This window comes from Pseudomonas sp. CAU 1711 (assembly GCF_039888625.1).
In the GTDB taxonomy this organism is placed as follows: domain Bacteria; phylum Pseudomonadota; class Gammaproteobacteria; order Pseudomonadales; family Pseudomonadaceae; genus Aquipseudomonas.
Genome location: NZ_JBDQQT010000009.1, coordinates 112,456 through 124,514 on the forward strand (window position 1 = coordinate 112,456; position 12,059 = coordinate 124,514).

Annotated in this window: 15 protein-coding genes; 3 read left to right on the plus strand and 12 right to left on the minus strand. The window is 68.4% G+C overall.

Going from position 1 to position 12,059, the window contains the following annotated elements; genetic code table 11:
* Positions 1 to 16: 16 nt before the first annotated feature.
* From AAFN46_RS11980 to AAFN46_RS11990, 3 genes are read right to left on the minus strand one after another with little or no spacing between them, the layout of a single operon-like run.
* Entirely contained in the window at positions 17 to 247 is a 231-nt protein-coding gene (locus AAFN46_RS11980; RefSeq protein WP_347808920.1) for a zf-HC2 domain-containing protein, read from the minus strand.
* Positions 241 to 852: an RNA polymerase sigma factor gene (locus AAFN46_RS11985; RefSeq protein ID WP_347808921.1), complete on the minus strand. Its 612-nt coding sequence runs from the start codon at positions 850 to 852 to the stop codon at positions 241 to 243. The genes AAFN46_RS11980 and AAFN46_RS11985 overlap by 7 nt, the downstream gene beginning before the upstream one ends.
* 6 nt (positions 853 to 858) lie before the next feature.
* Positions 859 to 1,983 (minus strand): beta-ketoacyl-ACP synthase III, encoded by a 1,125-nt coding sequence (locus AAFN46_RS11990; RefSeq protein ID WP_347808922.1) that lies wholly within the window; start codon positions 1,981 to 1,983, stop codon positions 859 to 861.
* Between the two features lie 377 nt (positions 1,984 to 2,360).
* On the opposite strand from AAFN46_RS11990, the gene AAFN46_RS11995 reads away from it, so the two are divergent.
* The gene (locus AAFN46_RS11995) at positions 2,361 to 2,999 is read left to right on the plus strand and encodes a LysE family translocator (protein ID WP_347808923.1); all 639 of its coding nucleotides are present in this window, start codon (positions 2,361 to 2,363) and stop codon (positions 2,997 to 2,999) included.
* 62 nt (positions 3,000 to 3,061) lie between these two features.
* On the opposite strand, the gene AAFN46_RS12000 is transcribed toward AAFN46_RS11995, so the two are convergent.
* From AAFN46_RS12000 to AAFN46_RS12010, 3 genes are all read right to left on the minus strand, one after another.
* On the minus strand, positions 3,062 to 4,027 hold the full coding sequence (locus AAFN46_RS12000; RefSeq protein ID WP_347808924.1) for a hypothetical protein: 966 nt from the start codon (positions 4,025 to 4,027) through the stop codon (positions 3,062 to 3,064).
* A 181-nt stretch (positions 4,028 to 4,208) separates the two neighbouring features.
* Positions 4,209 to 4,496: a hypothetical protein gene (locus AAFN46_RS12005; RefSeq protein WP_347808925.1), complete on the minus strand. Its 288-nt coding sequence runs from the start codon at positions 4,494 to 4,496 to the stop codon at positions 4,209 to 4,211.
* A gap of 139 nt (positions 4,497 to 4,635) precedes the next feature.
* The gene (locus tag AAFN46_RS12010; RefSeq protein ID WP_347809022.1) at positions 4,636 to 5,079 is read right to left on the minus strand and encodes a carboxymuconolactone decarboxylase family protein; all 444 of its coding nucleotides are present in this window, start codon (positions 5,077 to 5,079) and stop codon (positions 4,636 to 4,638) included.
* A gap of 116 nt (positions 5,080 to 5,195) precedes the next feature.
* On the opposite strand from AAFN46_RS12010, the gene AAFN46_RS12015 reads away from it, so the two are divergent.
* The gene (locus tag AAFN46_RS12015) at positions 5,196 to 6,110 is read left to right on the plus strand and encodes a LysR family transcriptional regulator (RefSeq protein WP_347808926.1); all 915 of its coding nucleotides are present in this window, start codon (positions 5,196 to 5,198) and stop codon (positions 6,108 to 6,110) included.
* Between the two features lie 10 nt (positions 6,111 to 6,120).
* Here AAFN46_RS12015 and AAFN46_RS12020 read toward each other — a convergent pair whose 3' ends face one another.
* The 6 genes from AAFN46_RS12020 to AAFN46_RS12045 form a co-directional block, all read right to left on the minus strand.
* Positions 6,121 to 6,423 carry a hypothetical protein gene (locus AAFN46_RS12020; RefSeq protein ID WP_347808927.1) on the minus strand — a complete coding sequence of 101 codons (303 nt, stop codon included), beginning with the start codon at positions 6,421 to 6,423 and terminating at the stop codon, positions 6,121 to 6,123.
* A gap of 48 nt (positions 6,424 to 6,471) precedes the next feature.
* Entirely contained in the window at positions 6,472 to 6,909 is a 438-nt protein-coding gene (locus AAFN46_RS12025) for a 3-isopropylmalate dehydratase (protein ID WP_347808928.1), read from the minus strand.
* A gap of 74 nt (positions 6,910 to 6,983) precedes the next feature.
* On the minus strand, positions 6,984 to 8,066 hold the full coding sequence (locus AAFN46_RS12030; RefSeq protein ID WP_347808929.1) for an extracellular solute-binding protein: 1,083 nt from the start codon (positions 8,064 to 8,066) through the stop codon (positions 6,984 to 6,986).
* A gap of 2 nt (positions 8,067 to 8,068) precedes the next feature.
* Positions 8,069 to 9,187: an agmatine deiminase gene (aguA, locus tag AAFN46_RS12035; RefSeq protein WP_347808930.1), complete on the minus strand. Its 1,119-nt coding sequence runs from the start codon at positions 9,185 to 9,187 to the stop codon at positions 8,069 to 8,071.
* A 95-nt stretch (positions 9,188 to 9,282) separates the two neighbouring features.
* Positions 9,283 to 10,170 carry a LysR substrate-binding domain-containing protein gene (locus AAFN46_RS12040; RefSeq protein ID WP_347808931.1) on the minus strand — a complete coding sequence of 296 codons (888 nt, stop codon included), beginning with the start codon at positions 10,168 to 10,170 and terminating at the stop codon, positions 9,283 to 9,285.
* A 61-nt stretch (positions 10,171 to 10,231) separates the two neighbouring features.
* Entirely contained in the window at positions 10,232 to 11,173 is a 942-nt protein-coding gene (locus AAFN46_RS12045; protein ID WP_347808932.1) for a helix-turn-helix domain-containing protein, read from the minus strand.
* Between the two features lie 122 nt (positions 11,174 to 11,295).
* Here AAFN46_RS12045 and AAFN46_RS12050 point away from each other — a divergent pair, with 122 nt between their 5' ends.
* Positions 11,296 to 11,922, plus strand: a complete 627-nt coding sequence (locus AAFN46_RS12050) for a cysteine hydrolase family protein (RefSeq protein WP_347808933.1) — start codon at positions 11,296 to 11,298, stop codon at positions 11,920 to 11,922.
* Positions 11,923 to 12,059: the final 137 nt, after the last annotated feature.

Consider the following 12,059-nt stretch of genomic DNA (forward strand, 5'->3'; position numbering starts at 1 on the left):
GCGGGCCTTTTTCGGCTCAGGACTCGCGGCGCTGGCGGGCAAGCCTCTCGGCCAACACCTCCAGCTCCGGTAGCGGCCGCTCCGGCAGTTGCCGCAGCACGGCCTGGGTGACTTTCATCTGGCGAATGAAGCGCCGGCAGTTCCTGCACATGGCGAGATGCGCGCGCACGGCGATGCGTTCGCGCAGGCGCAGCTGACCATCGAGATAGTCGCTGGAATGGGCCACCAGTTCCTGACAGGTCAACATTGGCCGGTCTCCTCGAAATGCTCCAGGGTGGCAAACACCTTGAGCCGGGCGCGGTGCAGCAGCACACGGACATTGGAGAGCGAGAGATCGAGAAGATTACAGATCGCCTCCAATTCCAGGCCCTGGCGCTCGCGCAGCAGCAGCACGCTGGACTGCATCTCGGACAGGCTGGCGATGGTCTTCTCCAGGCACTCGCGCAGCTCGGCCTCGGCCAGCAGGGCTTCGGGTGTGTCCTGCTCCCACTGACTGGGCGGCGTCAGCCAATGGCCGTCCTCGGCGAAACGCTCGGCGCCGACACTGCCGTGCGGCGCCGGCAGGTCGTCGAGCAGCGGCTCGCGGCGCTGCTGCTTGAGGCGGGTCTTGGCGGTGTTGGCGGTAATGGTCAGCAGCCAGGTCTTCAGGCTGGCGCGCTGCTGGAAGCCATCCAGGCTGCGCACCACGGCCAGCCAGGCGTCCTGCACCACCTCGTCGGCATTGCGACTGCCGACTATGGCGAAGGCCACCGCGCGCATGGCGCCCTGGTAGGTCGTCACCAGCTCGCGAAAGGCCCGTTGCTCGCCGGTGCGCAGGCGGGCGAGCAACTCGTCCTCGGCACTCCCTGCCATGGCGGGTCAGGCCTTCTTGCGCAGGATCACGCTGCCGATGGAGTAGCCCGCGCCGAAGGAGCTGAGCACGCCCAGGCTGCCGGCCGGCAGGTCGTCCTGATGCTTGTGGAAGGCGATCACCGAGCCGGCCGAACTGGTGTTGGCGTAGGTATCGAGGATCACCGGCGCCTCGTGCGGTTCGGCGTCGCGGCCGAGCAGCTTGCGCGCGATCAGCAGGTTCATGTTGAGGTTGGCCTGGTGCAGCCAGAAGCGCTTGACGTCGCCGACGTTCAGCTGGTTCTCCGCCAGGTGGGCGCCGATCAGCTCGGCCACCATCGGGCAGACGTCCTTGAACACCTTGCGCCCTTCCTGGACGAACAGCTTGTCCTTGGCGCCTACGCCCTCTTCCGCGGCGCGGTTGAGGAAGCCGAAGTTGTTGCGGATGTTGTTGGAGAACTGGGTCAGCAGCTTGGTGCCGAGGATGTCCCACTGGTGTTGGGAGCTGGCCTGGTCGGCACGCTCGATGATCACCGCGGTGGCGGCATCGCCGAAGATGAAGTGACTGTCGCGGTCGCGGAAGTTCAGGTGGCCGGTACAGATCTCCGGGTTGACCATCAGCACGGCGCGGGCCTGGCCGGTGGCCACGGCGTTGCTGGCAGCCTGGATGCCGAAGGTGGCGGAGGAGCAGGCCACGTTCATGTCGTAGCCCCAGCCCTCGATGCCGAGGGCCGCCTGCACTTCGATGGCCACCGCCGGGTAGGCGCGCTGCAGGTTGGAGCAGGCGACTATCACCCCGTCGATGTCGGCCACCGTGCGCCCGGCGCGCTCCAGCGCCTGCCTGGCCGCGGCCACGGACATCTCGCAGAGGATGCCCCACTCCTCGTTGGAGCGCTCGGGGATGCGCGGCACCATGCGCTGCGGATCGAGGATGCCGTCCTTGTCGATGACGAAGCGGCTCTTGATGCCCGAGGCCTTCTCGATGAAGGCACTGCTCGACTCGCTCAACGCCTCGATCTCGCCACGCTCGATGGCGGCGGCGTTGCTCGCGTTGAACTGCTGGACATAGGCATTGAAGGAAGCCACCAGCTCGTCGTTGGAAATGCTGTTGGCCGGGGTATACAGACCAGTGCCACTGATTACGGCTTTGTGCACGGGACATTCCTCTTCTTCTATGGCCGCCCAATGCGGCTGGCTTGACGGTTGCACCCCGGCGACGGCCGGCGGCGCGAATTCGCTTGCGGCGGCGACTCGAGCCAAACAGTGGCACTCGGCGCAGCAAAAAACGCAGTTTGCCATAGCCGGGCCCACGGCGCTGCCATGACGAAGCGGCACCGACTGGCGGCAGGCCTCGTCGCTTTTCAGAAGCTATGCGACAGATAGAGAAAATAGCGGAGAAAATGCAGTCTTTTCCGGAAAAATAGACGACATCAGCCCATAGGCAGACAGCCCCCGCAACGCCTCGGCGGAACTTTGACCGAACACTCGGGAAAGGCGCAGAATTCCGCTTTCCCACGGCAAGGAACCCCGCCATGCTCGGCACCCATGATCTCGCCCTGTTCGTCATTTCCGGCCTGCTGCTGAACATGGCTCCCGGCCCCGACTCGCTGCTGATCATGGCGCGCAGCGCCACCCAGGGCTGGCGCGCCGGTTCGGCGGCGGCGCTGGGCATAGGCGCCGGCACCTGCGTGCATATAGTCGCCGCCGCGCTGGGCATGTCCGCCCTGCTCGCCACCTCGGCCACCGCCTTCATGGTGGTCAAGCTGGTCGGCGCCGCCTACCTGCTGTACATCGGCATCGGCATGCTGCTGGCCAAGCGCAAGGAGGCCATCGAGCCGGGTAGCGTCGAACTGCCGGCCCTGCCCTATGGGCGCATCTTCGCCCAGGGCTTTCTGACCAATGTGCTCAACCCCAAGGTGGCGCTGTTCTTCCTCGCCTTCGTGCCGCAGTTCATCAGCCCGGACGCCGAACACAAGGCCCTGGCCTTTATCCTTCTGGGCGTCATCTTCAACGTCAACGGCATGCTCTGGTGTCACTTCCTGGCCCTGACCACCGCTTTCGCCCAACGGCGCCTGCAGGTCGGCCGCCGCGTCGGCCTGTGGCTTGAGCGTGGTACGGGCGGGCTGTTCACCCTGCTGGGCGTGAAGCTGGCGCTGGCCGACCGGGTCTGAGAAGAACGCCCCCAGGAGGCCGGGCGCCATGCCCTCTCCCACAAGCAGAGGGCATGACTCACTCAGTTGCAGTTGGCCGGCGGAGTGGCCGCCACCACGGTGCTGTAGTGGTAGCTGTAGTCGCCGCCCACCGCCTGGGTCCCTTCCTTGCCGGCATGCTGGCCGATGATCCAGGTCTGCGCCTTGGGAATGCCGCCGGCGGCGTAGGCCGCGATATCGGTGGTGGCGTTGCCGTAGGCGCGCACTATGTTCAGGCCGACCTGCTCGCGCAGGTACTTCACGTAGTTGGTCTTGTGCGCCAGGGTGTCCGGCGGAATCGGGCCGTCGCCGTAAGGGTTGGAGCGGTAGTGCCACTGCGGCAGGCCCTGGTAGTCGAACCACTGGCGGGCGTCCTTGGTCACCCAGTAGGGCCGCGCGGTGAGGAACACCAGCTGGTAGCCCTTGTCGCGATAGGCCTGCACCGTCTGCGGTGCGTAGTAGTAGGCCTGTGCGGTCTTCAGCCCGACGTAATCGGCGTAGGCCTCGAAGTCGTTGATGGTCAGGGTGCCGTCGATATCGAACAGCACCGCCGGGCGGTTCGGGTCGACCACGCTGAGGTAGCCGTCGACCTGGCTGAGGTCGCCCTCGACCACGAAACGCAGGCGATACTCGCCCACCGGGCGAACGCCGACCGCCACGTTGATCTTGCCGTCGCTGTCGGTGGTGTGACGGCCCAGGTAACTCCAGCCGCTCATGCCGGTGCCGTACAGGTAGGCGTGCACGTACTCGCCCTCCAGATCCTTGTGCAGCACGGCGTCGTAGTCGAACTTGGCGGTGACTGTGGCGGTCTGGCCGCTGCGCACCATCTGGTCGTGGACCATGTGCCAGGGCTTGTACAGGCCGGCCAGCACCTGGTTGCCGAAATGGCGGAAGCTCTTCTTCGCCGGCTTGCTGAAGCTCGGCGGATTGGCGGGGCTCTGGAAGTCCGGACACTGGGCGCCGGCCTGGGCGCTCAGGGCCAGCAGGCTGAGGGCTGCGAGAACACGCATCGCTGCATTTCCTTATGGTTGTTGTTATGGCGCGTCCCCGGGTTGGGGAGCAGCCCCAAGTTAAGCAGCGATTGTGAATTCGACGTGAATGCCCGGCACGCCAGATCGCCATGCCCGAGACGCCAGTGGCTCTGGCTCGCGCCTCATGCCCGAGAGGCAGTCGCTCGGCTTGTGATCGACATCACCTATGGGGCAGCGCCTGGGGCCATTCCCTGCATGCGTGATCCGGCGCAGCCAGTACGGGCAGGAGCGCCGGGGCACAGTCCAGACGGCGCAGCCAGGCGCAGTTCAACAGCGCGCCACACAGGCGCGCGCCGCCCTCGGCATCGTTCAGCCACAGCAACCAGCACCGCTCCACTGACCCCAGCCGCTGCAACCGCCAGCCATTGCCCCCGGCCAGCGCCACGAGGTGCCGGCGCAGGGTCTGTTCGTCGGGATGCTGGGTCTCGATCAGCACGGCGTGCAACATGATGCCCTCCTGCGGGATGCTTTGACTCGGTGGGAAACCGGCCCGAACAGCGGCGCCTGGCCCTCGGACAACAGCCAGGCCACCACACGGCAGGCTGGCACAGCTGGCGCTGAGCAGATCGCAATCGACTGCGCGGCGTTCACCTCTCCGGCCGCATGGCGAAACCGACACCGAAGCGGTTCCACGCGTTGATGGTGACTATGGCCAGGGTCAGCTCGGCGATCTCGCCCTCGTCGAACTGCGCGGCCACCTGGGCGTATACGGCATCCGACGCATGGCGCGCGGCCAGCAGGGTCAGGGTGTCGGTCCACAGCAGGGCGGCGCGCTCGCGCTCGCTGAAGAAGGGCGCGTCTTCCCAGGCGCCCAGGGCCAGCAGGCGGCGGGCCGACTCGCCCCGCTGCAGCGCGTCGGCGCTGTGCATGTCCAGGCACAGGGCGCAGCCGTTGAGCTGCGAGGCGCGCACCTTGATCAGCTCGCGCAGCGAACCCTCCAGGGGGAAGCCGGCCTGGGTCTGCTCCAGGGCATAGAGGGCCTTGAACACGCGCGGGGCGGTCTGGTGATAGTTGTTGCGCTTGCTGGTCATCATGGCGGCATCTCCGAAGTGGCCCGGTGTCGTACCGGGATCGGTCGCCACTGTATTGCTCGCCCATAACTGGATAAATTAGCCACACACGTAAACATTGTGCGGAGAAACGGACAATGGCCTTCGACCGTCTGGAGGCGATGCGCGCCTTCTGCCGCATCGTCGAGCTCGGCAGCTTTACCCGCGCCGCCGAGGCACTGGGCCTGGCCAAGACCACGGTGTCCGGCCAGGTGCTGGCGCTGGAGACCCAGCTCGGCGTCAAGTTGCTGCACCGCACCACCCGGCGCGTGTCGCCGACCACCGATGGCAGCGCCTACTACGAGCGCGCCCGCGCCGTGCTGGACGACCTCGACGAGCTGGAGACCAGCGTCTCGCACAGTCGCGGCCTGGCCCGCGGCCGGGTCCGGGTGGAGATGCCCTCGCCGGTCGGGCGCTTCCTGATCATCCCCGCCCTGCCCGACTTCGTCGCCCGCCACCCGCTGATTCGCCTCGACGTCGGTTGCAGCGAGCGGGTCGTCGACCTGGTTCAGGAAGGCGTGGACTGCGCCATCCGCGGCGGCCCGGTGAACACCCCGGACCTGGTCTGCCGCCCCATCGGCCAGATGCGTTTCACCCTCTGCGCCACCCCCGAGTACCTGGCCCGGCATCCGCCACTGCGCCACCCGCAGGACCTCGCCGCGCTGCGCTACCTGGCCTTCGTCTATCCGGCCAGCGGGCGGCAGAAGGTCAGCGTGCTGCAGCGCGGCCAGGAGCGTTACGTCATCGAGCAGGAACCGGCCATGCGCTTCAACAGCGGCGGGGCCTATATCGCCGCCGCCGAGGCCGGCCTCGGCTTCGTCACAGTGCCCAGCTGCGAGGCCGAGCAGCCGCTGGCCGAGGGTCGGCTGGTGGAGATGCTGCCGGACTGGCGCCTGGAGAGCATGACCATGAGCCTGGTCTACCCCTACTCGCGGCACCTTTCGGCGCGGGTGCGCGCCTTCGCCGACTGGGCCACCGAGGTGATGGGCAAGCACCCGCTGTGGCGGGAGTAGACGAGAGGGACTACCCCTGCCCCTCCAGAGCCTGCAGGCACTGCTGGGACAGCCGCTGCAGGCGCTCGATCAGGGGCTGCGGCAGATCGGCCTTCTCCAGTTCGGCGACCTCGGCACTGGAGAAGTCGCGGTCGATGCCGGTCACCGTGCACGCGCAGTAGAGTCGCGCACGCTCCGCGCCCAGGGCCTGGCCGGCGCTGCTCTCGCAGCCCTTCTGGAAGGTTTCGCGCACGCCCGGCGGCCATTCGGCGGCCAGCGCCGGCAGGCCGGTCAGCAACAGTGCGGCGAACACGAGTCGCGCGATGCGATCCATGCAAGTTCCCTCTCTATGCGCAAATGAAGGCCACACCGTGGCCCGGGGTCAGGGCCGCGGCGGGTTGGCGTCCGGGCGGAGATCGAAACCGCCGCGGTTCTCGCTGACCACCTGGAAGTACTGGGTGCTGCCCGGCGTCACCTTGACCGCCAGCTCCTTGTGCAGGCGCCCCTTGCCGCACAGGGTGTCGTCCAGCGGGTCGAGGGTCAGGCCCAGCACGCGAGTGCCGGCCGGCACCTGGAAGCTGGCCACCTCGGCCATGCCGATACGCGCGGCGAGCTGGCGATCCACTTCGATAGCCACATAGCAGCCGCCGCCCATCAGGCCCATGTCGCGATTGACTACCAGTTGGCCGCCACCCTCGCGCGCCTCCTGGTAGGCCAGCAGGCGATCACCGGGCACCGGGGTGATGTGCTCGGCATCGGGGCGGAAGGACGAGCAGCCGGCCAGCAGAACCAGGGGTAGAACGGCGAGAATCGAACGCATGAAGGCCCTCCTTGGGCGTGCGTGGGGTCGGGCCAGTATTGGCGACCCCAGGCCGGCGCTCAAGCCCCGTCGTGCTAAAGCCCCGCCTTCAGCCTAGAAAAGGCCCGGGTCAGCGCGCGGTTGAACAGCGGGCCGTTGTCGTTCTTGGTGTACAGCCGCGCGCGCACCGCCGCCGGCGGATAGGTGCCGGGGTCGGCGAGGATCGCCGGATCGACCGTGGCGTCGGCGGCCGGCACCGCGTTGGCGTAGTACACCGTGTTGCTGATGGCGCCGATCACCTCGGGGGTCATCAGGTGGTCCATCAGCGCCAGGGCCGCCTGCGGATGCGGTGCATCGGCCGGCACCACCATGGCGTCGAACCAGATCTGCGCGCCCTCGCGCGGGATGCTGTAGCCGATCGCATAGGGCTTGCCGGCCTGCTCGGCCTGGCCGGCGGCGAGCGCCACGTTGCCGTTCCAGGCCATCGCCAGGCAGCTGTCGCCGTTGGCCAGGTCGGCGATATTGCGGTCGTTGTCGAAGTAGCGGATATGCGGCCGCACCTTGGCCAGATGCGCCTCGGCGCGCTTCAGGTCGTCGAGGTTCTGCCGGTTGATGTCCAGGCCCAGGTAGCTGAACGCGGCGGCGAACACCTCGTTGGGGTCGTTGAGAAAGCTCACCCCGCAGTCGGCGAAACGCGAGACCACTTGCGGGTCCAGCAGCATGGCCCAGCTGTCGGTCGGCGCATCGGCCATGCGCCGGGCGATGGCCTCGCGCTGGTAGCCGACGCCGGTGGTGCCCCACAGGTAGATGCCGGCATAGCGGTTGTCCGGATCGAAGGCCGCCATGTGCTTGGCGAACTCCGCGCCGATGCCGGCGAAATGCGGCAGCGCGGCCTTGTCCAGCGGCTGCAGCGCGCCGCTCTTGATCGCCCGCTGCAGGTGCTGGCCGGCGGTCAGCACCAGGTCGTAGCCGCTGCGTCCGGTGAGCAGCTTGGTCTCCACCGTTTCCAGCGAATCGAAGTGGTCGACCACCACCTTGATCCCGGTCTTCCGCTCGAAGGACGACAGGGTGTCCGGCGCCAGATACTCGTTCCAGATATACAGGTTGACCTGCTGGCCCGGCGCCGCCTGGGCGGCGGCAGACAGGCCCAGAGCCAGGCAGAGTGCGGACAGGCGCATGGCTACACCTCCTGGCGCTTGGGAGCGGCGTATTGCGGCGAGGTGATGCAGGCGACGTTGCCGCCGCCGAGCAGGATCTCGCGCGAGTTCTCGATGCCGAGGATTCGGTGCCGGGGGAACAGCTCGGCCAGGGTGGCCTGGGCGATGCGGTCGTTGGGGTCGCCGAACAGCGGCACGACGATGGCCGAGTTGCCGGCGTAGTAATTGATATAGGAGGCGCAGATCTGCGTGCCGGCCTGGCGCGCATGGGTGGCGTCGTCCCGGTCCAGGCCCTCGGCCTCGGCCGCCGTCCACTCCAGCACCCGCGGCTGCGGCAGCTTGTGTACCTGCAGCGCGCGGCCCTGGGCATCGCGGGTGCTGCGCAGGATGTCGTAGGCCTCCTGGTAGATCTCCCACTGCGGGTCGCTGCGGTCGTCGGTCCACTGCATCACCACCACGCCGGGGCGGACGAAGCAGGCCAGGTCGTCGATATGGCCGTCGGTCTCGTCGAACTTGCAGCCGCGCGGCAACCAGATCACCTGCTCGGCGCCCAGGTAATCCTGCAGGCGGCGGGTCATCTCGTCCTTGCCCAGGTGGGCGTTGCGGTTGCGGTTGAGCAGGCACTGCTCGGTGGTGAGGATGGTGCGCTGGCCGTCGCTTTGGATGCCGCCCATCTCGGCGATGAAGGGCGCGCGGTAACGCTCGAAGCCCTCGATCTCGAGGATCTTCTGGGCGATCTGGTCGTCCTTGTCCCAGGGGTAGTAGAGGCCGCCGTCGAGGCCGCCGTAGGCGTTGAACTCGAAGTCGACGCCGCGCACCTCGCCGCTCGCATCGTTGACCAGGAAGGCCGGGCCGCTGTCGCGGAACCAGCTGTCGTTGCAGGTCATCTCCACCACCCGCACCTGGGCCGGCAGCTGGCGCCGGGCGTTGGCGTACTGCGCGGCCGAGGCGCACACGGTGACCGGCTCGCTGCTGGCGATGGCGCTGACGATCTCAACCCAGACTTTCTGCGCCGGCTTGCCGCCGTTGCGCCACACGTCCGGGCGCTCCGGCCAGCCGAGCCAGCAACGGCTCTTGGGTTCGAATTCGCCGGGCAGGCGGAAGCCGTCGGCCTTGGGCAGGGAAGTCAGGGTGCGGGCCATGTGCGTGTCCTCGTCGGGGCTGGAAGTAGCCCGACAGTACCCGCGGCAGAATGCCCGCGACCAATGACGATTTTCGCGGAACTACTGAATCTAATTCACACATCGACCAGCTGATCGGTGAACCACTCGATGAACTGCGCCACCGCCGGCTTGTCCAGGCGCAGGCGCTCGCAGACCAGCGCGTACTGCCCCAGCGCCGGCACCTGGGCGGCGAACGGGCGCACCAGGCGGCCGCTGGCCAGGTCCTCGGCGCTGGTCAGGTTGTCGCCGATGGCCACGCCCTGGCCGCGCGCCGCCGCCTCCATGGTCAAGCCGGCATGGCCGAGGTAGAGGTGGCGGCTGGGCTGGATATCGCCGGCGTGGGTGGTCAGCCAGGCGGTCCAGGTCTTGCCGTCCTGGTCGTCGTGCAGCAGGCAGTGGCGGGCCAGGTCACGCGGGTGCTTGAGCGGCAGCTGGTTGAACAGCCCCGGGCTGCACACCGGGAAGAACTGCAGGGTCGGCAGCGGCCGCACGAAGTAGGCGCTGGCATCCTCCGGGCCGGTGCCGTAGGTGATCGCCAGGTCGATCTCGGCGCCCGGCAGCGGCGCCTCCAAGGCTTGCTCGTGCAGGTGCAGGGTGATCTGCGGGTGGCGCTCGGAAAAATCGGCCAGGCGCCCGATGAGCCACTTCTGCGCCAGCTCGGCGGTCACCGCGATGCGCAGCTGCGCCTGCGAGCCGGGGTCGCGCAGCTCGTCGCAGGCCTCACCGATCAGCTCGAAGGCCTGCTGCAGGCTGCGCAGCAGGCGCCGCGCCTGCGGCGTCGGGCGCACCTGGCGGCCGTCGCGCTGGAACAGCGGCGTGCCGAGCTGCTCCTCCAGTTGGCGGATCTGGTGGCTGACCGCGCTGTCGGTGACGCACAGCTCGGCCGCCGCGCGGCCGAAGTGGGCGTGGCGCGCGGCGGCCTCGAAGGTGCGCAGGGCGGTGAGCGATGGCAGGCGGCGCATGGCGGGCTTCCCGGCAAAAGCCGTCATCCTTGCCCAGCGCCGGGCCCCGCGTCCAGCCCGCTCAGTGGCCGCGGAAGGTCTGCCGCCAGGCGCTGGGCGACACGCCGAAGGCGCGGCCGAAGTGATGACGCAGCGACACCGGCGAACCGAAGCCGGCCAGCTGGGCGATGGCCTCCACGCTCTGCTCGGTACTTTCCAGCAGGCGCTGGGTCAGGGCCAGCCGCTCGGCCAGCAGCCAGCCGCCCAGCGTCGCTCCGGTGAGCTGGCGGAAATGCCGGGTGAAGCTGCGCCGACTCATCAGCGCGCGTTCGGCCAGGCTGTCCAGGCTGTGCGGCAGGTCGAGATGGGCGCGCACCCAGTCCAGCAGGCCGGCCAGGCGGTCGTCGCGGGCGCTGGCCGGCAGCGGCTGCTCGATGAACTGCGCCTGCCCGCCCTGGCGATGCGGCGGCACCACCAGGCGCCGCGCCACCCGGTTGGCCAGCTCGGCGCCGTGCTGCTGGCGCAGCAGGTGCAGGCAGCAGTCGATGCCGGCGGCGGTGCCGGCCGAAGTCAGCAGGCTGCCGTCTTCTAGGTAGAGCACATCGGCATCCAGCGTCACCCGTGGGAAGCGCTCGGCGAAGTCGCGGGCCCAGGCCCAGTGGGTGGTCGCGCGGCGGCCATCGAGCAGTCCCGCCTCGGCCAGCACACAGGCGCCCAGACACAGGCCGACCAGGCGCGCGCCGCGCGTGTGGGCCTGCACCAGAGCATCCAGCAGCGCCTGCGGCGGACGCTCGGCCGGATCGTGCCAGCTCGGCACTATTACCGTCTGCGCCCACTCCAGGGCCTCCAGGCCGTGCGCCACCTGCAGGCCGAAGCCGGCGGGGGTCGCCAGCGCGCCTGGCGTGCTGGCGCAGACGCGCAGCTCGTATAGCTCGGCCAGGTCGCCGAACACCTGGCATGGCACGGACAGGTGAAAGGGGTTGATGCGGTCGAAGGCGACCACGGCGATGCGATGAGCAGGCACGGCTGGCTCCAAGAGGCTTGGCCCGATCTTAGCGCAAGCTGGCTTCAGGGCCACTCACTGCGAAGGAGGCGGCGAGCCAACACTCTGCCCGGCGATAACCACCCCAAGAGAAGGAACCCGCCATGAGCCCGCAACCGCAACGCGCCCTGATCGTCATCGACGTGCAGAACGAATACGTCACCGGCAACCTGCGCATCGAGCATCCACCCATCGAGCAATCGCTGGCCAATATCGGCCGCGCCATGGACGCCGCCAGCGCCGCCAGCATCCCGGTCATAGTCGTCCAGCACCTGGCACCGCAAGGTTCGCCGATCTTCGCCAGCGGCGGCACGGGTGCCGAGCTGCATCCGCTGGTAGCCGAGCGCCCACGCGATCACCTGATCCAGAAGCGAATGGCCAGCGCCTTCGCCGGCACCGACCTGGGCGCCTACCTGCGCGACAACGGCATCGATACTCTGACGGTGATCGGCTACATGACCCAGCACTGCGACGACTCCACCGTGCGCCAGGCCCATCACGAGGGCTGGAGGGTCGAGCTGCTGCACGACGCCACCGGCGCGCCGTCCTACCGCAACGCCATGGGGGCGGCCACGGCCGAGGAGATCCACCGGGTGTTCAGCGTGGTCATGCACACCGGCTTCGCCGCCGTGCTGAGCACCGAGGAGTGGCTCGGCGCCCTGCAGAGCGGCGAGGTGCCGCAGCCGGACAATATCTACCTGTCCAACCGGCGGGCGATCGCCCAGCGCTGAGCAGTGCCGGGCACGCGCCGAGTCGTGCCAGGCAACCGAAGCGTAGGAGCGAGCCCTGCTCGCGAATCCAGCGAGCTAGAGGCTTCGCGAGCAGATCTCGCTCCTACAGAGACACTGCGCTCGGCCCAGCAAAAACG

What these genes read in the sequence shown, in the direction of transcription:
- aguA (WP_347808930.1), bottom strand. Translation starts at nt 9,187, where the DNA reads ATGGCCCGCACCCTGACTTCCCTGCCCAAGGCCGACGGCTTCCGCCTG.
- AAFN46_RS11995 (WP_347808923.1), top strand. Translation starts at nt 2,361, where the DNA reads ATGCTCGGCACCCATGATCTCGCCCTGTTCGTCATTTCCGGCCTGCTG.
- AAFN46_RS12030 (WP_347808929.1), bottom strand. Translation starts at nt 8,066, where the DNA reads ATGCGCCTGTCCGCACTCTGCCTGGCTCTGGGCCTGTCTGCCGCCGCC.
- AAFN46_RS11985 (WP_347808921.1), bottom strand. Translation starts at nt 852, where the DNA reads ATGGCAGGGAGTGCCGAGGACGAGTTGCTCGCCCGCCTGCGCACCGGC.
- AAFN46_RS12015 (WP_347808926.1), top strand. Translation starts at nt 5,196, where the DNA reads ATGGCCTTCGACCGTCTGGAGGCGATGCGCGCCTTCTGCCGCATCGTC.
- AAFN46_RS12010 (WP_347809022.1), bottom strand. Translation starts at nt 5,079, where the DNA reads ATGACCAGCAAGCGCAACAACTATCACCAGACCGCCCCGCGCGTGTTC.
- AAFN46_RS11980 (WP_347808920.1), bottom strand. Translation starts at nt 247, where the DNA reads ATGTTGACCTGTCAGGAACTGGTGGCCCATTCCAGCGACTATCTCGAT.
- AAFN46_RS12020 (WP_347808927.1), bottom strand. Translation starts at nt 6,423, where the DNA reads ATGGATCGCATCGCGCGACTCGTGTTCGCCGCACTGTTGCTGACCGGC.
- AAFN46_RS12000 (WP_347808924.1), bottom strand. Translation starts at nt 4,027, where the DNA reads ATGCGTGTTCTCGCAGCCCTCAGCCTGCTGGCCCTGAGCGCCCAGGCC.
- AAFN46_RS12050 (WP_347808933.1), top strand. Translation starts at nt 11,296, where the DNA reads ATGAGCCCGCAACCGCAACGCGCCCTGATCGTCATCGACGTGCAGAAC.
- AAFN46_RS12025 (WP_347808928.1), bottom strand. Translation starts at nt 6,909, where the DNA reads ATGCGTTCGATTCTCGCCGTTCTACCCCTGGTTCTGCTGGCCGGCTGC.
- AAFN46_RS12040 (WP_347808931.1), bottom strand. Translation starts at nt 10,170, where the DNA reads ATGCGCCGCCTGCCATCGCTCACCGCCCTGCGCACCTTCGAGGCCGCC.
- AAFN46_RS12005 (WP_347808925.1), bottom strand. Translation starts at nt 4,496, where the DNA reads ATGTTGCACGCCGTGCTGATCGAGACCCAGCATCCCGACGAACAGACC.